Consider the following 20301-nt stretch of genomic DNA (forward strand, 5'->3'; position numbering starts at 1 on the left):
TGAATCCGTCAACGATAGACGATTCCCCTGACCATGTCCAGATAGCCGCAGATTTCCTCATAGAGCATCTCCGGCTGGAAAGAAGCGTCCTGGAACCGCTCTGTCAGCAGGCCCTTGATGGTGAAGTCCAGCATCTTGCGCAGCCTTTCCCCATCCACGCTCTCTGGCAGGGTAGCATAGTCAATCTGGCTGTCTATGACGGCGTAGGTCTCCGCCAGGGCATCCCGCTTCTCCTCTGTGGAGAGCAGCGCCTCATAGGAGTCCTCCGACAGGGAGCGGTTCAGGAACTGCTGCATGTAAGGATACCCTTTCATCGCATGCATCTTGGCGCATTCCACCTGCTTCATAAGCGCGAACAGATCCGTCTCATCGGCGTCCACCGTAGACCGCAGCTCCAGATTCATGAACCTGACGCTGTAGTCGTAAACGAAGCAGTAGAGCCCCACCTTGCTGCCAAAGTAATGGAAGAGCAGCCCCTTGCTGATGGCCGCCTCTTTCACAATGTCATCGGTGCTGCCGCGGCGGTAGCCCTGCATGGCGAAAACCTTCAGGGCAGCGTTGATGATTCTGTCCTGTTTCTCTTTTTTTATGTCGAAGAATTTACTATTCATATGTAAGACGCTCCTCTGAAAGGGATAATAAAATGATTATAACATGCCCTGACCCTAACGGAAAGCAAATCATAAATTTTTAGTAAAATTATGCATATTCTCTTTTCAATTCTGCAAAATAGTATTAATATCATAGTATCAGAAAAAATGAACCCATATTGAAAGGAGTCACTTATGGCTAAAAAATTTGGAAAGCTTTTGGTGTTCAGCGCAGTAATCGGTTCCGCGATTGGCGCCGTCTGCTATTTCGCTCGCAAGAAAAATGCAGAGGCGGACATCGCAGAAGAAGATTACGATGATTTCAGTGAGGACGAGGAGACCAAGTCCGATGATTCCCGCAGCTACGTCCCTCTGACTCCCGACGTACAGCCCGAGACAGCGGGAGAAGAAGCGCCTGCCGGTGAGGCTGCTTCTGAGGAATCCCCCGGGAAAGAGGCTGCTGCTGCAGAAGAAAGCGGTTTCACCCCTCTCTCGGAGCAGGTTGCGGAGACCGCCCAGAAAGCGGAGGAGACTGTGGAAGAATTCTTTGACGAAGAAGACAGCTCTGACGAAGAGCCTCCCATCAGCGACAACTAACCTGCGGCCAGGCATGGCTTTAGGCCCGCCACTATCGCAGCCGCATGAACCACATTTTCGAAAATCCAAAATAAGGCAGATGCACAGGATATGGCAGGGAAGAACCGTCCCCGCGATATCCTGTGTTTTTGTGCAAGGCACATTCCCGCCGCAGGCGGCAGTGCGCGGATTCTATCGTTTCTTACTTCCAGGCTTCATGCAAGAGAGCCATGCCCTCCCTGATTTCCGCCTCTCCGAGCCCGCCGAAGCCCAAGAGCACCGTCCGGCTGTCAGGGGCCGCCTCCACCATGCTCTCGGACAGTCCATAGACCCGCACGCCCCGGTCTGCCGCCCTGCGGATCAGCTCCCCTTCCCCCATGCCGTTCTTCGCAGTCAGTACCAGATGCAGCCCCGCGTTCTCTCCCGACACCTCAAAGCTGTCCCGCATATCTCCCAGACAGTCCAGAAGCAGCTCATGCTTTGCCCGGTAAATCTTGCGCATCTTGTTCAGGTGCCGCTCAAAATATCCCTCCCCGATGAACTCGTTCAGAATGCTCTGATCGATGCGGGACACCGTACAGGAATAAAAGGAACAGTCCTCCAGGTATTTCTTCAGCAGCGAATCCGGCAGCACCATGAAGCTGACGCGGATGGCAGGAGCGATGGCTTTGGAAAAAGTCCCCACATATATGACTTTCGCGTGACCATCCGACGCCAGCAGGGCAGGAATCGGCTTGCCCCGGAAGCGGAATTCGCTGTCGTAATCATCCTCAATCAGATAGCGGTCCGCACTTCCGTCAGCCCATTTCAGCAGCTCCATCCTCCGCCCGATCGGCATCACGGTCCCCAAAGGGAACTGATGGGACGGCATCACATAAGCAGCCCTCACATCCGCCTGCTCCAGCTTGTCCGCCCGCATGCCGCACTCGTCCATGTCCACGGTGACGATATCATATGCAAAAGAACAGAACAGCCTGTAAGATCTCTTGTAAGTGGGATTCTCCATGGCGATACGCACATGGCGGCCTAAGATTTTTTCCAGCAAAAGCAATAGATAGTCATTTCCCGCCCCCACGATAATCTGCTCCGGCCTGCAGTCCGCCCCTCTGGATGAATGGAGGTAACGGCTGATGGTCCGGCGCAGTCCATAGTCCCCCTGGGCCTCGCCTCTGGCGAACAGGTCACTGTTGGCATAAGTAAGGATATTTTTGGTAATCCTTTTCCATACGCTGAACGGGAATCCCGTCATGTCAATGTCATAGGGGGAAAAATCAATGATCCCTTTGGACTGCGTACCGATGGAATTCTCTGCTCCGGCCTCTCTTTCTGCCGATATGCTGCCGGCCAGCGCCGGCAGGCTAGCGTCCAGCTGCAGCAGATCTTCCATGGGACAGACAAAATATCCCCTATAGGGCCTGGACTCGATATAGCCCTCGCTGAGCAGCTGCCCATAGGCATAGTCCACCGTGCTCCTGGCCACCTGGAGATATTCTGCCAGAGAACGCGTAGAAGGAAGCTTCTCCCCCGAAAGAAGCTTCCCTCCTTTGATTTCCCCTTTGATATGCTGATATATCTGCTCATACAGACAGCTGTCCCCCTCTGTCCGTATCTGAAACGTCATCTCATTCAAAGCATTCCCCCGTTCATCCCTGCTGTTTCTTTTTCATCTCCAGCATCACCTGTTCTTTCATATCCCTCGCCCTGTCCTTGATACGGGAATTGGCTGTCCTGGACGTGATGATGCTGCTGAGGAGACGCATGGATACCTCAAAATCCTGAAACCGCATCCCCAGCGCCGCAAGCAGATAATCCACAGTGACCTCATTCATGCCGCACATGGGAAACATCTCCGTCTGCCTGGCCTCCGTGAAGCCCTTGTAGGTATGCTGCAGAAGTTCATTTTCCTGCCCTGCCAGTTCCGTAATCAGCGTCTGATCCGGCTGCTCCTTTTCTTTCAGGCTTTCGGCGTATCCTCTGGCCAGCCAGGCATACTTCAGACAGATATACGCCCTTTCGCTGTTCTTTGCATGTTTTACCACTGCTCCCACCAGCGCCAGCTTATACCGCTCCAGCGCCTCCTTGTAGGTATAAATATCGCCCTGGTGAGGCGTGATGCGCACGGTCTGGCTGATCTTCTCCCTGATGAGCTTCGCCTGACTGGATGTAATGCCCGTAAAATACCGCATCAGCGCCGCATAGCCGCATATCGGGCACATCACCACCTCATACTTGGCTGCATCGATTCCGTCATACCTGGCCCGGAGATCAAAATCCGTGCCCAGGAGCTTCGCCTTATTGGACTTCATGATTTTGGAAGTAAAGGAACTGTCGCACACCGGACATACGAAAGACCTGTCGTATATCAAATCCTTTTCTTCCGGTTTCGGTGCGGCCATGGGCTCCGCTTTTGCCTTCTCAGCTTTCTTCGGCTCCTCGAAAAGGCTCACATCCTCCAGGTTCCCCAGGCCCAGACTCTTTAAACCTGATAAGATTCCCATACTCTTCTCCACCCCGCCCAGGACTCTGTCAAAGCCCTGCTTCATTCCACGGCGCCCGGAGGGCGCCTTTTCTTTTTGCATGGGCCCCTGCTGTGCTCAGGCCCGTAATCCTCTCTTCTGCCGACGGATGCTTTCAGCCTGCTGCCCCTGACGTTCCCCCCTCACTGCGCGGCATCGGGCTTCGGCAATACATAGGAACTCTTCAGGGACACGATGCGGTTGAACACCAGCGCGTCCGGCGCAGAGTCCTTTGCGTCCACACAGAAGAAGCCCTGTCTCACGAACTGGAACCTCGCATATTTTTCCGCTCCCGCAAAGGCAGGCTCCAGATAGCAAGTCTCCCTGACGGTCAGGGAATTGGGATTCAGGTTCAGGCTTCCGTCCTCGTTGTAGACCCCTTTTTCCTCATCGATGATATTCTCATACAGCCGCACTTCCGCCTTCAGGGCAGTGTCGGCGGCCACCCAGTGGATGGTGCCCTTCACCTTCCTTCCGTCCGGGCTGTTCCCACCTCTGGAAGCCGGATCATAGGTGCAGTGCACCTCCACGACTTCGCCTGCCTGGTTCTTGACGCAGCCGGTGCACTTCACGAAATAGGCATTCATCAGGCGCACTTCATTGCCCGGGAACATCCGGAAGTACTTCTTCGGGGGCTCCTCCATGAAGTCCTCCCGCTCGATATACAGCTCCCTGCCGAAAGGCACTTCCCTGCTGCCAAGGGCTTCGTTCTCAGGATTGTTCCCCACTGTCAGCATTTCGGTCTGCCCTTCCGGGTAATTGTCGATGATCAGCTTCACCGGATCCAGCACCGCCATCAGACGGGGCGCCTTCGCCTTCAGATCTTCCCGGATACAGTATTCCAACATGGCGTAATCCGCGATGGACTGGGCCTTGGAGACGCCGCACAGTTCCACAAACTTCTGGATCGACTCCGGCGTAAAACCCCGGCGGCGCAGGGCCGCGATGGACACCAGCCGGGGATCGTCCCAGCCGTCCACGATATTCTCCTGCACCAGCTTCTTGATATACCGCTTTCCCGTCACCACGTTCTTCAGGTACAGCTTGGCGAACTCAATCTGCTTGGGAGGATGAGGGTATTCCAGCTCCCGCACCACCCAGTCGTAGAGAGGCCTGTGATCCTCGAACTCCAGCGTGCAGATGGAATGGGTGATTCCCTCTATGGCGTCCTCAATGGGGTGAGCGAAATCATACATGGGGTAGATGCACCATGCGTCTCCGGTATTGTGATGATTCATGTGCGCCACACGGTAAATGACGGGATCGCGCATATTGATGTTGGGCGAGGCCATGTCGATGCGGGCCCGCAGCACCTTCTCCCCGTCCCCGTACTTTCCGTCCTTCATCTCCTGGAACAGCTGCAGATTCTCCTCCACCGTGCGGGTATTATAAGGGTCGTCTTTCCCCGGCTCGGTCAGGCTTCCCCTGTATTCACGAATCTGCTCCGCGGTCAGGTCCGAGACATAGGCCTTGCCCTTTTTGATCAGCTTCACCGCCGCCTCGTACATCTGCCCGAAATAATCGGAGGCGAAGAACAGCCGGTCCTCCCAGTCCGCCCCCAGCCACTGAATGTCCTCCTTGATGGATTCCACGAACTCGATGTCCTCCTTGGTGGGGTTGGTGTCGTCGAAGCGCATGTTGAATTTGCCGTTGTACTGCCGGGCCAGGCCGTAGTTCAAAAGTATGCTCTTGGCATGTCCGATATGCAGGTAGCCGTTAGGCTCCGGCGGGAAGCGGGTGTGCACGGTCTCGCATGCGCCTTCCGCCAGGTCCTTGTCTATGATCATTTCAATAAAATTTCTGGATTCCGTCTCGCTCATCTGTCAGGTCCTTGCCTTTCCTATACGTCTGCGGCATCTGCTGCCCTCCGGCCTGCATTCAGGCCGGGTATCCTCAAGATGGCCATTCCGCCCGCTCCATGCCGCGAATAAAGCCATTATATCATAACTTCGCAATTTCTTTCAACAAGATTCAGTACATTCCTGAAAAAAACATGAAAGTCCTCTTGTCTCTTATCAAGATTCCGGCAGTTCCAGGATGTCCCCTTTATCGGCGCGTGCGGCACAGATATAGGTTTTGTCCGTGCGGCGCCCGGTTTCCCGGAAATGATCCATGATATATTTTGCCGAAAGGGGCATTTCCAGAGAGCCTGTCTCTTCCAGAGGAAACCATTTGCACAGACCCTCGTTGGAGACAAGATTATCGTCCACATGTTCTTTTATATCCGCGAAAAAGTAATAATTCTGCCTTATCTCTCCCTTTGTCTTCCGGAATGCAATATAGCCCCCTGCCGAGCCCGTCCAGACATCGCTGACCACCCTGCCGCCCTGTCTGTAGAGGAGGAGCACCCTGTCTCCCCTGAACAGATAGATGGCCGTCATGTTCCTCAGCTTTCCTTCCACAGCGTTTTTCCTCCTAACCGGACAGACAGGCATTTCACGATGCGCCCTCGCAAATCCGTACATGCTTTTTACTCTTTTTGCCACATTCCCCTGCTGCGGCGCTGCCTCTTACCGCAATCCCTTTTTAGGGTATTTGTCAGTCAGAGACGATTCTCTGATATCAATGATGGAACAGGCGGATTCCCGTGAACGCCATCACCATGTTGTATTTATCGCAGCATTCTATCACGGCATCATCCCGGACGGAACCGCCGGGCTGGGCGATGTATTTCACGCCGCTCTTGCGGGCCCTCTCGATATTGTCCGAGAAAGGGAAGAACGCGTCCGAGCCCAAAGTGACCTCCTGCATCCGGTCAAGCCATGCGCGCTTCTCTTCCCTGGTAAAGACGGCGGGCTTCACCTTGAAGACCTTCTCCCAGGCGCCGTCTGCCAGCACGTCCATGTACTCGTCCCCGATGTAGACGTCTATGGCATTGTCCCGATCCGCACGTCCCAGCTTGTCCACGAACTGCAGGCCCAGCACCTGGGGGGACTGACGCAGGAACCAGTTGTCCGCCTTGGTGCCCGCCAGCCTGGTGCAGTGGATGCGGGACTGCTGGCCAGCGCCGATGCCGATGGCCTGGCCGCCCTTTACATAGCAGACAGAATTGGACTGGGTGTATTTCAGGGTAATCAGGGCAATCTTCATGTCTGTCAGGGCTTCCTCCGGAATCTCCTTGTTCGCCGTGACCAGGTTGGACAGCAGATCCCCATTCACATCCAGCTCGTTCCGCCCCTGTTCAAACGCAATTCCGTATACTTGCTTTCGTTCAAGCGGAGCAGGCGCGTAAGATTCGTCAATCTGAATGACATTATAATTTCCGCCCTTTTTGGCTTTCAGCATGGCCAGCGCCTCTTCCGTGTAGCCGGGGGCGATGCAGCCGTCGGACACTTCCCGCTTAATCAATCTGGCCGTGTCCTTGTCGCAGACATCGGACAGGGCGATGAAGTCCCCGAAAGAGGACATCCTGTCGGCGCCTCTGGCCCTGGCGTAGGCACAGGCCAGGGGAGACAGCTCGCCCAGGTCGTCCACCCAGTAAATCTTCGCAAGGGTCTCGTCCAGAGGGAGGCCCACTGCCGCGCCCGCGGGAGACACATGCTTGAAGGATGTGGCGGCGGGCAGGCCCGTGGCCGCCTTCAGCTCTTTCACCAGCTGCCAGCCGTTAAAGGCATCCAGGAAATTGATGTAGCCCGGCCTGCCGTTCAGCACGGTGACCGGCAGATCGCTGCCGTCCTCCATATAGATCCTGGAAGGCTTCTGGTTGGGGTTGCATCCGTATTTCAGTTCGATTTCTTTCATGATTTCGTTTTCCTTTCCTGATTTTCTGCTTTGCCGCATCGTCTGTTTCATTTCCGTCTGTTTCATTTCCGGCTTTTCCACTTCCCGCCGTTTGTTTTACGTCTGCCTCCTTTTACGGGGCATAATCCAACAAAATCTGCGCCATGGCCGGAACGGGCTTCCACTATTGGTTCTTATTTAAAATGCGGGTCTCATACTGTCCTGTGGCAATATCGATGAAGCGGACGAACAGGGATACCTTGTTCTCCTCGTTCAGACTCTCCCACAGCATACCCGCGAAGCTGTCGATGTCCCCTTCTATGGCCACAGTCCCTGGCTCTCCCCGGAAGCTGGGCAGCGGGTCTCCGTCATGCATGTAGGTATGGAGGAAACGGCCCTCCCCGGGGGCTGGGTTGTCATAGGTAAAAGTATATCTGTTGCAGCAGGAAGGGTCTCCGCCGTTGCTCTTTAAAATGGACATGCTGTAGTCGAAGCAGCCCTCCCGGATATGCACCAGCCCGGAAATCCTTGGGGTGTAATTGGGGCCGTCCGGCTCGAACTGGCGGCTGCGCAGGGACTGCTCGAAGGTAAGCCCTTTCGACAGGCCTTCGTAGATGGTGTCCGTCTGATCCCCATTTGTGACAATCGTGTCAGTTCCCTGTCCGTCCCCGGCGTCCAGCACACGCACCGGGGCGTAGATGACCAGGCTGGGATCCGACAGCTTGGCCGGGTCAAAGGCCTGGGTGCGGATGCCCTCTCCCTCTGTGACGAAGATACGGTTGCGGCTGTTCACGCTCCTTCCCATAATAAAGTAGGCAATGACCGCTTTTTTGCCGTCAGCGGACCGCCCGATGACGATTCCCCTGCCGGGGTATGCATTGTTTTTCAGTTCCTGATTCAGTTGCTGCATCTCTTTTCCCTCCTGATTCCAGCTCCGTATATCCCCCGCCAGATATCAATACGCGGGGCATATACTGTTTTGAGTTCCGCCAAACAAAACAAACCGACTCTCCGGGCACCAAAAACAAGCGGTGCCCAGACGGTCGGCTTCTACTCACTGCACTCCCTGTGGGTCATCCCACTTCCGTCAGTCATACAGTTCATTCTCTCAGAGATTCCATATTCTTCAGCGGCCAACTCTGATTTCTCAGGCGGCCTGCTTTTTATCTTACACTTTCCTTTCGGAATATGCAAGGACTTTTTGGAATTTATTTGTTCTTTTTCCTTTTCTTTTGGCAAATAAGTTTTCCATTGCACTTTCCAAAAATAGGCAAAATTCCAGTTGAAAAATCCTGGAGAAAATACTATAATGAAGAAAAGCAGGTACGAGCGAAAGGTTATGTGCTTTTATTGGAATATAAATATAGAAGAACAGGAGGTTCCGTTATGAGTAGCATGACTGTAACCAATAGAATTTATAATTCATATTCCCATCTCTCCAGCGGCAAGCGTATCAACACCGCGGCTGACGATGCGGCAGGGCTTGCCATAGGCAAGAAAATGCAGGCCCAGGAGACCGGGCTGAACGTAGGTGCCCAGAACGCGAAAGAAGGCATGGGCGCTCTGAATGTGGCCGACGGCGCCCTGGGCGGCGTGATGGATTATCTGCAGAGAATCCGTGATTTGGCTCTGCGCTCCATGAACGGCCTTGCTTCCGCATCAGACAAGAAATATTACCAGGACGAAATCAACCAGCTGAAAGACGGCATCCAGTCCATGTCCAAGACCACTTCCCTGAACGAGCAGAAGCTCCTGGACGGAAGCATGGCCGACATGCACATCGCCACCAATCCCGACGGAAGCGGCATGCGCATCGGCATGGCCAATTCCACGCTGGAGGCGCTGGGCATCGCAGATTTCGATGTGACCAAGAAGTTCAGTCTGGACACCATCGACGACGCCATCAGCAGAGTGGCCAGCCAGAGAAGCGGCCTGGGCGCTTCCACCAACCGTCTGGAGCATGCCTATAACTACAATACAGGCGCAAGCTTAGAGCAGCTCAGCTCCAGGAGCCGCATCGAAGATTTGGATATGCCCCAGGCCATTTCCGAGAAGAAGAAAGAGGATTTGCTCAGCGAGTACAGGAACCTGATGCTGAAGAAGCAGATGAATCAGGATTCCATGGTGCTGAAATTGTTCCAGTAGAACCTGGTGCCAGCTGCAGCCGCGCTCCGCGGATCGGCTCATTGAACCGAAAGCATACCGGACTTATGATGACAGTCATGGGTCCGGCTTCTTTTTACGAAAAAGCAGGAGGTATTGTGCGATATGAAGACAGCTTTTACGAATCTGGTTCTCCTCGACGGCAGTGAGAATATGATTCCCCGGCGGGACTGTGCCGTTCTTGTGGACGGAGACAAAATCACAGCAATCCTGCCCCAAAAGGAATGTGATTTCACAGACTTTGAGGTTGTGGATCTGCAAGGCCGGTATCTGATGCCCGGCCTGATCAATCTGCATGTCCATATCCCGGCGAGCGGGAAACCCGTCAAAAAGCCCATGGATGCCAAAAAGAGCGTGAAGCTGGCCACCTCCAACGCCCTGACCCGCAAGTACATCGAGCACATGTACAAGGTCTATTGCCGCACGGAGCTTTTCAGCGGCGTCACCACTTTCCGCTCTGTGGGCGGCATAGAGAATTACGACACCCGGATCCGCGACCTGATCAATGCAGGCAAGACCCCGGGCCCCCGCATTCTGGCAGGCAACATGGCGGTATCCGTGCCGGAGGGGCATATGGCAGGCTCTCTGGCCTATGAGGCCACCACTCCCGAAGAGGCGGCCATGTATGTCCGCAGAATCGCCGGGGACAAGCCTGACCTGATAAAGCTCATGATTACAGGCGGCGTGCTGGATGCCGCCGTAAAGGGAGAGCCTGGCGTCCTGAAGATGTCTCCGGCACTAGTAAAGAGCGCCTGTGAGGAAGCGCATAAGCTGGGGCTTCCCGTGGCCGCTCATGTGGAGAGCCCGGAGGGCCTCCGCACAGCGCTGGAAAACGGCGTGGACACCATCGAGCATGGTGCAAAGCCGGATGCGGAAATCCTGCGCCTGTTCAAGGAGACAGGCGCGGTCCATGTGGCCACCCTCTCCCCCGCTCTGCCCTATGCCCTCTTTGACCCGGAAGTCAGCCATGTAAGCGAAACGGAACGGTACAATGGGGAAATCGTCTTCAAGGGAATCGTGGAATGTGCGAAGCAATGTCTGGCAAACGACATTCCGGTAGGTCTGGGCACGGATACCGGATGTCCTTATGTGACCCATTACGGCATGTGGCGGGAGCTGCAGTACTTCCATAAATGCTGCGGCGTCCCAAACTCCTTTGCGCTGTATACCGCCACGAAGCGCAACGCGGAAATCGCAGGCATCGGGGATGTGACAGGAAGCATTGAGACCGGCAAATCCGCCGACTTCATCGTCTGCGAAAAGAATCCTCTGGATGACCTGACTGCCCTGCGCGATTTAAGCATGGTGGTGGCCCGGGGCGGGATTTTCCGTGATCCTAAAGTGAAGAAGATGCCGGAGGTGGAGACAGAGCTGGATAAATTCATGTAAAATGCGCAGGCATCGGAAATCCTGTCCGTAGCGGTGTGAAATCAGTGGATGGATATGCAGATTATAATCGGCTTTAAATCCCATTTTTCTATATTGCCTGACACGCAAAGGGTTTCTGGGAAAGCCCGACGACACATGTATTGTCCGTCTGTATACCGCTCATTTCAATTTCGCCTTCTTTCTGCCAGGTGAGTATCAGGGGTTCCGATTCATTATTTTTCAGCACAAGATTTTTGAGCACTATTTTTTTATAATGATTTGCCTGCATGAGCGGCTCTTTCTGTGCCCCATCCCGAAAAGATATCTCAGAGTTAGTTATCTCTAATTCCAGCGGGACCTCTTTCGATCCATATGCAGTACTCGTCATGCCTATATTCGTCGCTTTAATATTATGTAATTGCAGGGATTTCAAAGGCCGGTTCTTCTGCCATGTCTCATTGCCAGAAAAATTATAATGCAATAAGCGATCCGCACCATCAATCTCACAGTCAGACAGAATGATATTTCCCGGCTGCAGCTCAATCGGAAAAGAGAAATCTGCAAAATAGGTGAATGCACTCAGCATATTCTTACGCTTTCCCTCAGAAGACGCTGCCGCTCCACGCCTTTTTTCCTCCAGAGTCAGACTTCCCCGGAAGAAGTAACGGCATGGTCCGAACATTTTACATTTTTCCACCAATACATTCGTACCGCCGAACCGCAGCGCGCTGCAGGCGGAATTCATGATGCATTCCCCCACGTACACATTCAGGTTTGCAGTCCCTGCTACACAGTCATCTCCTGTATAAAATCCGCACTGTGTGACGCGGACATTTTTGCAGGATTTCAAATGGATTCCGTCATGGCCTGCCAGGACAGTCACATTACCCACAGCTACATTCTCACAGCAGAAAATCGCATGGGCCCAATTGCCGCTATTTTGAATCGTATAGCCGCTCAGCCTGACATTCCCGCAATGCCACAGGCTGATTCCGTGAGGCCCGCGATAGTATTCCTCTCCTTGCTCATCATAACAATCACTGCCGTCGATAACAGCTCCCTCTTCCCCGATGACTCCTGTATTCTGCGCCCGATACGCGCGAATCAGAGCATTGTTCCAGCGGCTTCCCGGCCTGGATGCAACAGATACCCTGCCCGGCGTGCCGGCCGGCGTCCATGCCGCCTCCACGAGGTCTTCTTCCTCAAAGGGCTCTATCCTATCCTCCCTGTATGCGCAGTAGTCCTGCGGGGCGCGAGTGCCTTTCAGACGGGCCCCTCCCAGCAGGCGCAGATAGACATCGCTTCTGAGCCGTATTCCTCCTGTAATGAATTCTCCAGCCGGTATCACCACGATTCCCCCGCCGCGCTCATAGCAAAAATCGATGGCCGCCTGAATGGCTTTAGTCTGTACACAGGATTCATTGACTTTCAGTCCAAACTCGCATGCGGATATTTCATATTTTAATGACATTTTCTCCCTCCCGTCCTATCTCTAAAGTTCAGTCTGCACTGTCTGCAAATCCGCTGGCGCGGTACTCACCGGGGGACATGCCCCTGATTTTTTTAAATGCTCTCCGAAAGCTTACATCTGAGGAATATCCTACCGCTTCCGCGATATCACTGATTTTCATATCTGTATTTTTAATCAGCTTACATGCCCTCTCCATGCGCCGTTTCTCAATCACTACAGAAACCGGCTCTCCGTACTGACTGCTGAACAGATTGGATATATAATTCTCATGAAGCCCCAATGCCTGAGAAATCTGCTTTAAAGACAGCATATTGTCACAGTAGTTCTCATTGATATATTGCATGATCTTAAGTGCCGTATGTTGTTTCGCGTCATTCTTTCTGCTCACGATGCTCTCTGTGATGATATCCACCGTCTCTAAAACAAGCTGGAAAAAGCTCATGCTGCTCTTCTTGCTCTGCATCATATCCAGTCTGTCTTCGATGGAAATCTCATATTTTCCTGCCAGCAGAATCAACAAATCCCGAAGCTTTCCCTCTATGGCTTCCGAAGCGCTGGCCGTCAGAATCCTTTCATTCTCCTCAAAATTTTCCCTGTATATCTTCCGGATGAGCCCTCTCGCCTCCGCTCCTTTGCCCGCGATCACATAGTCGCTGATCATCTCATCGTACTCTTTCGGATAAAAGTAAACATCCTCCAGCTGCACCAGTTCCGAATACAGGTGTACATTTTTTCCGGAACTCTCCCGGTACCGCAGCACCGCTCTTGCCTGTTGATAGGACTCGCTTATCTGGTATATGGAATCCACCATATTTCCCACGCCGATTTCCATATCGATTTTATAGCAATACGCAATTTCCACATTCATCCTGGAAACGATATCCTCTGCCACACCTTTCAAATCCCTGCCATCCATATACAGCACGCAGATTGTCTCTCTGGAAGAAGTGTCAAAAACTTCAAATTTTCTTTCTATAATCTCCTCCAGAAAACTTTTCGTAAAATCTTTTACCGTAATGTTCTCGGAAACAAAAGTCCGATAAGACACGCCCTTGTATCTGATGCACAGAACCGCGCACTTCCCATCCAGCAGCGATTCCCTGCCAAGCGCCTTTGAACTCTCTTCCGGACCTTCATAAGTATTGCGAATCAGCTTATCAAGCACTTCATATTTGCGAGCATCTTTCAGTCTGAGCGTGTCCTCTTTCATTCTGTCATTCTCGGCAATGAGATTGCCCGCATATTCCTTTATCACCTTATATCCTACAATACTGTCTTCCTCTTTCCGAAACAGCGCCAGTATCTCCTGAATCTCCCTGTGATTACGAAAGGTAAAGTACGCGCAGAGCATCGCGCTGACCACCAGCGATACCCCCATCAAAAACCATACGTACCATGTGCTTGCATCAATGCCGCCTCTCACGCTGAAATTTGACAGACCGATTTTCATCTTCCACAACCTGTCGCCGGACTGCCAGACCATCCCATATACTTTCTGCCTATCCATCTCCAGGATCCGCAGGCCCCCTGTACTATCATCCGGGAACATCTCTTCATACTGATTTCCATTTCCGTAAATCAGATTCCCCTGATAGTCATACAGATACAGTTCGTCTCCTTCCTCCAGAACATCAAGCAGATCATCCAGAATCTCCTCTGTCTCCATGGACAGCACTAGCTGAAGCTGATTGTTGCTGATCTGAAAAGGCAGCATCAACCTATATTCAATCACTTCCGTAGCTTTTTGATACAGTTCCACTTTCATGCTGGGACTGAACTCATATCCTTTTGAAAAGGCATCTAACCGCTCCACGCCCTCTGTCGGCAGATAGCCATCCAGCAAGTATGCGAACCTGAAATAATCCGACGCATTACTGTAGACCATTCTGGGAGTAATGATTCGATGATTGCTTTTGTCATACAGATACATAATCGCCACATCGCTGTTGGTCAGGAAATTACTGAGCAATTCCATGATTTCCATGTTGTCCACCAGGGAGAGCTCCTCCCCCCTTAAGCTCTTATAGACATAACGCACTATGATATCATTTTCTTCAATCATATAGGATAAAGTTTTTACATTGCTTATCTTTGAATAGAATCTTTCAACTGCGGATTCAATATTTTTCTGTTTGTCTGTCACGATTTTTTCCAGATAAGCATCTGTGACCATTTTTCCCAGCCAAAAAACCGCAATAATCGGCAAAAAAACTGTAAACATGTACGGCAGTGCCAGCACAAATATAGACCTTGCTCTCTTCCTCATCCTTCTCTTCCTGTCCAAAAGCAGGGGAAGCAGCTCTGCCGTACTTCCCCTGTCTCTGACCATAAGGCAAATATATACTCCTGGCTTCTTAATCAAAATAGCCGCTCAGGAAAGTGCTATATGCCTTTCGGTTAATCTCCAGCAAATCCTCAATGTTCATGCCCTTAAGTTCTTCCTGGAACGCATCAATTTCATTCAGCGGGCGAAGTCCGCTGGCAAACTTTGCAGACTCGGCATCAATGTGATTGTCGGTCACGGAACTGATATCGGAAAGCCGTATGGCATCCTCTTCATCCACGAAAGCAGCCGGAAGACGGATTGCCGTCAGATAAGGTTCTACCGCATCGGCGCTGACAAGACGCCAGTGCCCATCTGCATTGTCATGAGTATAGTTGGTCATGGCCTTTCCGTTGATTGCCTGTCCAGTAATCACATCCGTGATACTGTAATCCGAAGCCTGGGTCGGATATCCGCCCAATTCTCTGGCATATTCCCTGCCGCGTACCATATACCCTACATAATCCCAGGAATAGATATACTGACGCGCATAATCCTGAAACACCGGGAACTTGCCTTCCTCAACAAGCTTCGTCGTGATTGTACCATCCTCTTTTACCGTAAAACCGTCTACCAGTCCAAGGGGATCCTGCCCCTCCTGGGGGCCATAGTTGTACAGCATGGCTCCCTCGGGACTGTATAAATAATCCATAATCAAAGCCAGCAGCTCCGGGTGCTCCGTGCCGGCTGATGCCCAAGTCAGCGCACCGTATGTGTTGCCTAAGGAAATCGCGATTTCATCGGTGTCTCCAATCGGGAAAGGCGGGATTTCGACCCACTCGGCGTAATCCGGCGTATTTCCTAACGTCCAGTCGCATAGCACGCCGCAGACGCCAGCCTGGGCCAGACCAGTCGCCGTAGTAGAATCCATGGTAAAATAATCAGGAGAAATCAGTCCTTCGCTGTAGCATGTATTCAAGATTTCCATGAATACCTTATACTGCTCTGTGTACGCAGGCACTACGATTTCACCGTCCTTGATGGCCACACTGTTTCCGTACTTGGACAAATCATTGCCGTAAAATCCCAGACATGTCCACAAAAACTTTTCAAAAAAATTGGCATTCTCTATCAGAGGTATTACTTCATCACCGTTTTCCAGCGTAATCTTCTCCTTGAAAGCGCGAAGCATATCAAGAAATTCTTCGATATTCGCAGGAATCTCCAAATCACATTGCTTTAACCATGTGGAATTGACGTAGCAGCGGTCGACCATGCCGAAAGTCAGCATAGGGCCGCCGACCTGACGCATGGAGAGATAGGGCAGCCCATAGATGCCTCCGTCAATACAGATATTTGCATCCAGCGCACTGGCATCAGCCTGAAAGGCACTGTGCAGATTCGGCATCGTCTCCTCATTGATGTACGGAGTCCAGTCAAGAATGATGTGTTCCGTCGCGCCATATTTCACCATATTCGTCGCATTAATTCCCGCCCCCCATACAAGGTCAGGCAAAGAATTCGTGTTCAGCATCAACTGGATAGCTGTCTCCGGCTCTTCTGTCTGCTGCACATCGATAGTCACATCATAACCCTGTTCACTCAGCCAATATTCAAGATATTTAAAGAACCAGAGCTCATCTGCCCCATTTGTGGTACCCTCATGACGGCAGGTCAGGATGCTGACTGTCACAGGTTCTGTCACGATCGGAGTTTTAGAAGTTCCCTCCCCGGAAGACGGCTCCTGTTCCCGGGACTGCTCCTGAGACGACTCATCCTGCTGAGAACTCTGCTGTGTCTGCCCACTGCCCTGCCCGTCATTTTGTCCACATCCTGTCAGACAGCCTGCCACAAGCATGGCTGCAAGCAATATCGCCAAACAACGTTTCATTTTCGCTTCCTCCATTTTGCCGCACGAACGGCATATTTAAATGATTAGAGTTTACAGTTTCATTTATTTTGGCATTCCCCGCGCGCTTAGAGAATTCAAAATACACATTTAAGGAACTTTTCATTCATCCTTTTAGGGAGCCTATCATGATTCCTTTTACAAAAAACTTCTGGACAAAAGGATAGATGGCAAGCATCGGCGCACTGGCAATAAAGACAAGGGAAAATTTCATCGTCAGCGCCATATAAGCTTGTTTCGCAGCATTCTCTATCGTCTCCGCGGTGGCATCACTGGCCTGCAGGGCGTCTTGGTAAGCTGATTCATTTAAAATCAGTATATTCCGCAGCACTACCTGCAGCGGCTGCAGCTTTGTATCCCTGATATAAACCATGGCAGAAAAATAGCTGCTCCAATGTTCCACTGCGTAGTACAGTGCAATTACGGCAATAATAGGGCCGCTGAGCTGAAGTACGATTTTAAAGAAAATGCTGAATTCGCTGGCTCCGTCAATCCTGGCCGCCTCGTACAGCGTCTCCGGAATATTGTTCTGGAAATAGATGCGCGTCACAATCATATTATAAACACTTAATCCCGCCGGTATAATCAGGACCCACCGGGTATTGATCAGGTTCAGATTAGTGTACAGAATATAACTGGGAATCAGTCCTCCTCCGAAATACATGGTAATCAGAAACAGAACCGTCAGGACGCCTCGTCCGTACATGCGCTTCTTACTAAGCGCGTATGCGGCAGGAAGTGTCAGGAACATATTATACGCCGTACCCGCAATCGTATAAAACAAAGTGTTTCCATACCCTCTCCATATGCTCTTGTTCTGGAATACCAGTTCATATGCCGCCATGGTAAATCCTTTCGGAAACAGATTCACTTCGCCGCGGTATACGGAATGTGCGTCTGAAACCGATGCTATCACTGTAAAATACAACGGATAGAGACATATCAGCGTAAGCGATATCAGGATTGCGTATACCGCAATCAAAAATATTTTGTCGCTCCTTGAATAATTTGACCACCTGGATTTCTTATGTATCGTTTCACTTTTCTTTCTCTTCATCATCATTTCTCCTAGAACAGGCTGACCTGTGATACTTTTTTTGAAATCTGGTTTGCAATCAGCATAACACAGATGTTGATTATATTGTTGAACAGACCAATTGCCGAAGAATAACTGTACTGCCCCTGAAGCATACCGATTTCATATGTATAAGTCGATATTGTCGTAGAGACGTCAAGGTTCAAATCATTCTGGAGCAATAGAATCTTAGTGTACCCAAGACTCATAAGGTTTCCCACGCGCAGCAGGAAAGTAATGACAATCGTAGGCAGAATCCCGGGAATATTAATATGCCACAGAATCTGCAGCCTGCTGGCCCCATCAATCCTGGCCGCTTCCACCTCTTCCATGGAGATGGAAGACAGGGCCGATATATATAGGATAGAGCTCCAACCGATACTCTGCCACAATCCGGAGAATACATAGATGGAAGGAAAAGCTTGCGGTATTCCCATAAAAGCGGTTCTCTCCCCGCCCAGTGCCGCTATCAGATTATTGACAGGCCCGGAAGTTCTGTCAAGAAACAGAATCACCAGGGAGCACACTACCACCTCCGACAGGAAATGGGGCATATATGTAATCATCTGTACCGACTTTTTAAAACGGAGATTTTTTACTTCATTCAGCAAAAGCGCAAAAATAATGGCACAGGGAAAAGTAGCCAGCGACAATGTAGTGATTGACAGCGTATTTTTAAGCAGCTTCCAAAAATTGGGATATTGTATAAAGCGTACAAAGTGGTCTAGTCCAACCCACGGACTTCCCCAAATACCTTTTGAAGCCCGGAAATCCTTAAACGCAATCTGTACTCCGTACATTGGCCCATACGAAAATATAATCAGCTGAATCAGAGCCGGAAGCAACAGCACGTACCACTGCCAGCTCTCCTTTAAGCGTTTGCGCACATACCCTTTTTTGTGTTTTGAATCTTTTCGCTTCATCACATACTTACCTCCGGCTTTCGCTCTTTTGGTAAAAGTATAAGCACAAAAAAAACTATTCACAAGGAACAATTCCTAAGATTTCATCATGCAAAAGATAAGCAATCGGCTAAAATCCAACAATAGTAAGGTTTTTGGACTTTAACGTCCAAAAAAGGGAATGTCCACTGGACATTCCCTTTTTCATGTATGGCTCATGCAAGCTCTCTTTTATCCTTTATTCATCCACGCTGTAGTTCGGCGCCTCCTTCGTGATATGGATGTCATGAGGATGGCTCTCCTTCAGGGACGCCGCGGAAATCTTCACAAATTTCCCGTTATCTTTCAGCTCCTGAATATTATGGGCACCGCAGTAGCCCATGCCGGAACGCAGGCCTCCCAACAGCTGGAACACCGTATCCTCCACATCCCCCTTGTAGGCCACCCGGCCCTCCACACCCTCGGGAACGAGCTTTCTGGCGTTCTCCTGGAAGTATCTGTCCTTGCTGCCGTTCTCCATGGCGGCGATGGATCCCATGCCGCGGTAGACCTTGTATTTCCTGCCCTGGAACAGCTCATAGTCCCCGGGGCTCTCCTCACAGCCGGCGAACATGCTTCCCATCATGCAAACGCTGCCGCCTGCGGCGATGGCCTTGGTGATGTCTCCGGAATACTTGATGCCGCCGTCCGCGATGATCGGCACGCCGTACTGCCTGGCCACTTCGTAACAGTTCATGATGGCCGTGATCTGGGGCACGCCGATGCCGGCCACTACTCTGGTAGTGCAGATGGAGCCGGGGCCGATGCCCACCTTGACGGCATCCGCGCCGCTCTCGATCAAATCTTTCGTGGCCTCAGCCGTGGCCACATTTCCGGCGATGACCTGCAGGTCAGGATATTTTTCCTTGATCATCTTCAGGCAGTTCAGCACGTTCTCGGAATGGCCGTGGGCGCTGTCCAGCACGATGACATCCACCTTGGCATCCACCAGCGCGGCCACGCGCTCCAGCACATTCGCTGTTATCCCCACGCCTGCGCCGCAAAGGAGTCTCCCCTGGGCATCCTTTGCCGCAAGAGGGTATTTGATGGCTTTCTCGATATCCTTTATGGTGATGAGGCCTTTCAGATTGAAGTCCTTGTCCACGATGGGAAGCTTTTCCTTCCTGGCATGCGCCAGAATCTGCTTCGCCTCCTCCAGCGTGATGTCCTCATGGGCGGTAATCAGCCCCTCGCTGGTCATGGATTCTTTGATTTTCTTGGTGAAATCTGTCTCGAATTTCAGGTCGCGGTTGGTGATGATGCCGACCAGCCTGCGGCCCTCTGTGACGGGTACGCCGGAAATGCGGAACTTTGCCATCAGGGCGTCCGCGTCCGCCAGCGTATGATCGGGAGTCAGGGAAAACGGATCCGTGATGACGCCGTTCTCAGAACGCTTAACCTTGTCCACTTCTTCAGCCTGTGCCTCAATGGACATATTCTTGTGGATGATGCCGATACCACCCTGCCTCGCCATGGCGATAGCCATGCGATGCTCTGTCACCGTGTCCATTCCCGCGCTCATCATGGGAATGTTCAGCTTAATCTTCTTCGTCAGCCATGTGTCAAGTTCCACCTGGTTCGGTACCACCTGCGAATACGCGGGTACCAGCAGCACGTCGTCAAAGGTTATGCCCTCACCGATAATCTGTCCCATACTCTCCTCCTATTCCAGTCACGCAACCGTTCAGTCAGTGTTTCAATATAATTCT

At 51.7% G+C, this 20301-nt stretch carries 16 protein-coding genes and 1 riboswitch; of the genes, 3 read left to right on the forward strand and 13 right to left on the reverse strand.

The window, feature by feature from the left end; genetic code table 11:
- Positions 1 to 8: 8 nt before the first annotated feature.
- Positions 9 to 611, reverse strand: coding sequence for a TetR/AcrR family transcriptional regulator (locus NFS35_RS08110; RefSeq protein WP_251206624.1), 603 nt, complete (start codon positions 609 to 611; stop codon positions 9 to 11).
- Positions 612 to 785: 174 nt separating this feature from the next.
- On the opposite strand from NFS35_RS08110, the gene NFS35_RS08115 reads away from it, so the two are divergent.
- Complete coding sequence (locus tag NFS35_RS08115) at positions 786 to 1187, forward strand: hypothetical protein (protein ID WP_251206625.1); 402 nt, start codon at positions 786 to 788, stop codon at positions 1185 to 1187.
- 181 nt (positions 1188 to 1368) lie between these two features.
- Here the strand turns inward: NFS35_RS08115 and pdxR are convergent, their stop codons facing one another.
- The 6 genes from pdxR to NFS35_RS08145 all read right to left on the reverse strand — a co-directional run bounded on the left by pdxR (position 1369) and on the right by NFS35_RS08145 (position 8312).
- The gene (gene pdxR, locus NFS35_RS08120) at positions 1369 to 2787 is read right to left on the reverse strand and encodes a MocR-like pyridoxine biosynthesis transcription factor PdxR (RefSeq protein WP_330640119.1); all 1419 of its coding nucleotides are present in this window, start codon (positions 2785 to 2787) and stop codon (positions 1369 to 1371) included.
- A gap of 22 nt (positions 2788 to 2809) precedes the next feature.
- Entirely contained in the window at positions 2810 to 3745 is a 936-nt protein-coding gene (locus tag NFS35_RS08125) for a DUF2225 domain-containing protein (RefSeq protein ID WP_251206627.1), read from the reverse strand.
- 80 nt (positions 3746 to 3825) lie between these two features.
- A complete protein-coding gene (locus NFS35_RS08130; protein ID WP_251206628.1) occupies positions 3826 to 5502 on the reverse strand; it encodes a glutamine--tRNA ligase/YqeY domain fusion protein in 1677 nt (558 codons plus the stop codon).
- A 195-nt stretch (positions 5503 to 5697) separates the two neighbouring features.
- Entirely contained in the window at positions 5698 to 6084 is a 387-nt protein-coding gene (locus NFS35_RS08135; RefSeq protein WP_251206629.1) for an NUDIX hydrolase, read from the reverse strand.
- A gap of 160 nt (positions 6085 to 6244) precedes the next feature.
- Positions 6245 to 7462 carry a phosphoribosylaminoimidazolecarboxamide formyltransferase gene (locus tag NFS35_RS08140; RefSeq protein ID WP_275564672.1) on the reverse strand — a complete coding sequence of 406 codons (1218 nt, stop codon included), beginning with the start codon at positions 7460 to 7462 and terminating at the stop codon, positions 6245 to 6247.
- Between the two features lie 124 nt (positions 7463 to 7586).
- Positions 7587 to 8312, reverse strand: coding sequence for an IMP cyclohydrolase (locus NFS35_RS08145; RefSeq protein ID WP_251206630.1), 726 nt, complete (start codon positions 8310 to 8312; stop codon positions 7587 to 7589).
- A 116-nt stretch (positions 8313 to 8428) separates the two neighbouring features.
- A riboswitch (ZMP/ZTP riboswitch) is annotated at positions 8429 to 8507 on the reverse strand.
- Between the two features lie 281 nt (positions 8508 to 8788).
- Here NFS35_RS08145 and NFS35_RS08150 point away from each other — a divergent pair.
- A complete protein-coding gene (locus tag NFS35_RS08150) occupies positions 8789 to 9547 on the forward strand; it encodes a flagellin N-terminal helical domain-containing protein (protein WP_251206631.1) in 759 nt (252 codons plus the stop codon).
- 123 nt (positions 9548 to 9670) lie between these two features.
- Positions 9671 to 10954: an amidohydrolase family protein gene (locus NFS35_RS08155; RefSeq protein WP_251206632.1), complete on the forward strand. Its 1284-nt coding sequence runs from the start codon at positions 9671 to 9673 to the stop codon at positions 10952 to 10954.
- Positions 10955 to 11042: 88 nt separating this feature from the next.
- Here the strand turns inward: NFS35_RS08155 and NFS35_RS08160 are convergent, their stop codons facing one another.
- The 6 genes from NFS35_RS08160 to guaB all read right to left on the reverse strand — a co-directional run bounded on the left by NFS35_RS08160 (position 11043) and on the right by guaB (position 20246).
- Positions 11043 to 12404, reverse strand: a complete 1362-nt coding sequence (locus NFS35_RS08160) for a glycoside hydrolase family 28 protein (RefSeq protein ID WP_251206633.1) — start codon at positions 12402 to 12404, stop codon at positions 11043 to 11045.
- 28 nt (positions 12405 to 12432) lie between these two features.
- Positions 12433 to 14670 carry a helix-turn-helix domain-containing protein gene (locus NFS35_RS08165; RefSeq protein ID WP_251206634.1) on the reverse strand — a complete coding sequence of 746 codons (2238 nt, stop codon included), beginning with the start codon at positions 14668 to 14670 and terminating at the stop codon, positions 12433 to 12435.
- Between the two features lie 88 nt (positions 14671 to 14758).
- Complete coding sequence (locus NFS35_RS08170) at positions 14759 to 16558, reverse strand: extracellular solute-binding protein (RefSeq protein ID WP_251206635.1); 1800 nt, start codon at positions 16556 to 16558, stop codon at positions 14759 to 14761.
- A 124-nt stretch (positions 16559 to 16682) separates the two neighbouring features.
- Positions 16683 to 17633, reverse strand: coding sequence for a carbohydrate ABC transporter permease (locus tag NFS35_RS08175; RefSeq protein WP_251206636.1), 951 nt, complete (start codon positions 17631 to 17633; stop codon positions 16683 to 16685).
- Positions 17634 to 17644: 11 nt separating this feature from the next.
- Positions 17645 to 18574, reverse strand: coding sequence for an ABC transporter permease (locus NFS35_RS08180; RefSeq protein WP_251206637.1), 930 nt, complete (start codon positions 18572 to 18574; stop codon positions 17645 to 17647).
- A 217-nt stretch (positions 18575 to 18791) separates the two neighbouring features.
- Positions 18792 to 20246: an IMP dehydrogenase gene (gene guaB / locus NFS35_RS08185; RefSeq protein WP_251206638.1), complete on the reverse strand. Its 1455-nt coding sequence runs from the start codon at positions 20244 to 20246 to the stop codon at positions 18792 to 18794.
- Between the last annotated feature and the right edge of the window lie 55 nt (positions 20247 to 20301).

It is taken from the genome of Acetatifactor aquisgranensis (assembly GCF_943193215.1).
In the GTDB taxonomy this organism is placed as follows: Bacteria; Bacillota; Clostridia; order Lachnospirales; family Lachnospiraceae; genus Acetatifactor; species Acetatifactor aquisgranensis.

Bases quoted from the DNA above. Each gene is read 5' to 3' on its own strand.
- NFS35_RS08145 (WP_251206630.1), bottom strand. From the start codon at position 8,312: ATGCAGCAACTGAATCAGGAACTGAAAAACAATGCATACCCCGGCAGG.
- NFS35_RS08180 (WP_251206637.1), bottom strand. From the start codon at position 18,574: ATGAAGCGAAAAGATTCAAAACACAAAAAAGGGTATGTGCGCAAACGC.
- NFS35_RS08140 (WP_275564672.1), bottom strand. From the start codon at position 7,462: ATGCGGCAAAGCAGAAAATCAGGAAAGGAAAACGAAATCATGAAAGAA.
- NFS35_RS08115 (WP_251206625.1), top strand. From the start codon at position 786: ATGGCTAAAAAATTTGGAAAGCTTTTGGTGTTCAGCGCAGTAATCGGT.
- NFS35_RS08125 (WP_251206627.1), bottom strand. From the start codon at position 3,745: ATGCAAAAAGAAAAGGCGCCCTCCGGGCGCCGTGGAATGAAGCAGGGC.
- NFS35_RS08155 (WP_251206632.1), top strand. From the start codon at position 9,671: ATGAAGACAGCTTTTACGAATCTGGTTCTCCTCGACGGCAGTGAGAAT.
- guaB (WP_251206638.1), bottom strand. From the start codon at position 20,246: ATGGGACAGATTATCGGTGAGGGCATAACCTTTGACGACGTGCTGCTG.
- NFS35_RS08110 (WP_251206624.1), bottom strand. From the start codon at position 611: ATGAATAGTAAATTCTTCGACATAAAAAAAGAGAAACAGGACAGAATC.
- NFS35_RS08170 (WP_251206635.1), bottom strand. From the start codon at position 16,558: ATGAAACGTTGTTTGGCGATATTGCTTGCAGCCATGCTTGTGGCAGGC.
- NFS35_RS08160 (WP_251206633.1), bottom strand. From the start codon at position 12,404: ATGTCATTAAAATATGAAATATCCGCATGCGAGTTTGGACTGAAAGTC.
- pdxR (WP_330640119.1), bottom strand. From the start codon at position 2,787: ATGACGTTTCAGATACGGACAGAGGGGGACAGCTGTCTGTATGAGCAG.
- NFS35_RS08175 (WP_251206636.1), bottom strand. From the start codon at position 17,633: ATGAAGAGAAAGAAAAGTGAAACGATACATAAGAAATCCAGGTGGTCA.
- NFS35_RS08130 (WP_251206628.1), bottom strand. From the start codon at position 5,502: ATGAGCGAGACGGAATCCAGAAATTTTATTGAAATGATCATAGACAAG.
- NFS35_RS08150 (WP_251206631.1), top strand. From the start codon at position 8,789: ATGAGTAGCATGACTGTAACCAATAGAATTTATAATTCATATTCCCAT.
- NFS35_RS08165 (WP_251206634.1), bottom strand. From the start codon at position 14,670: ATGAGGAAGAGAGCAAGGTCTATATTTGTGCTGGCACTGCCGTACATG.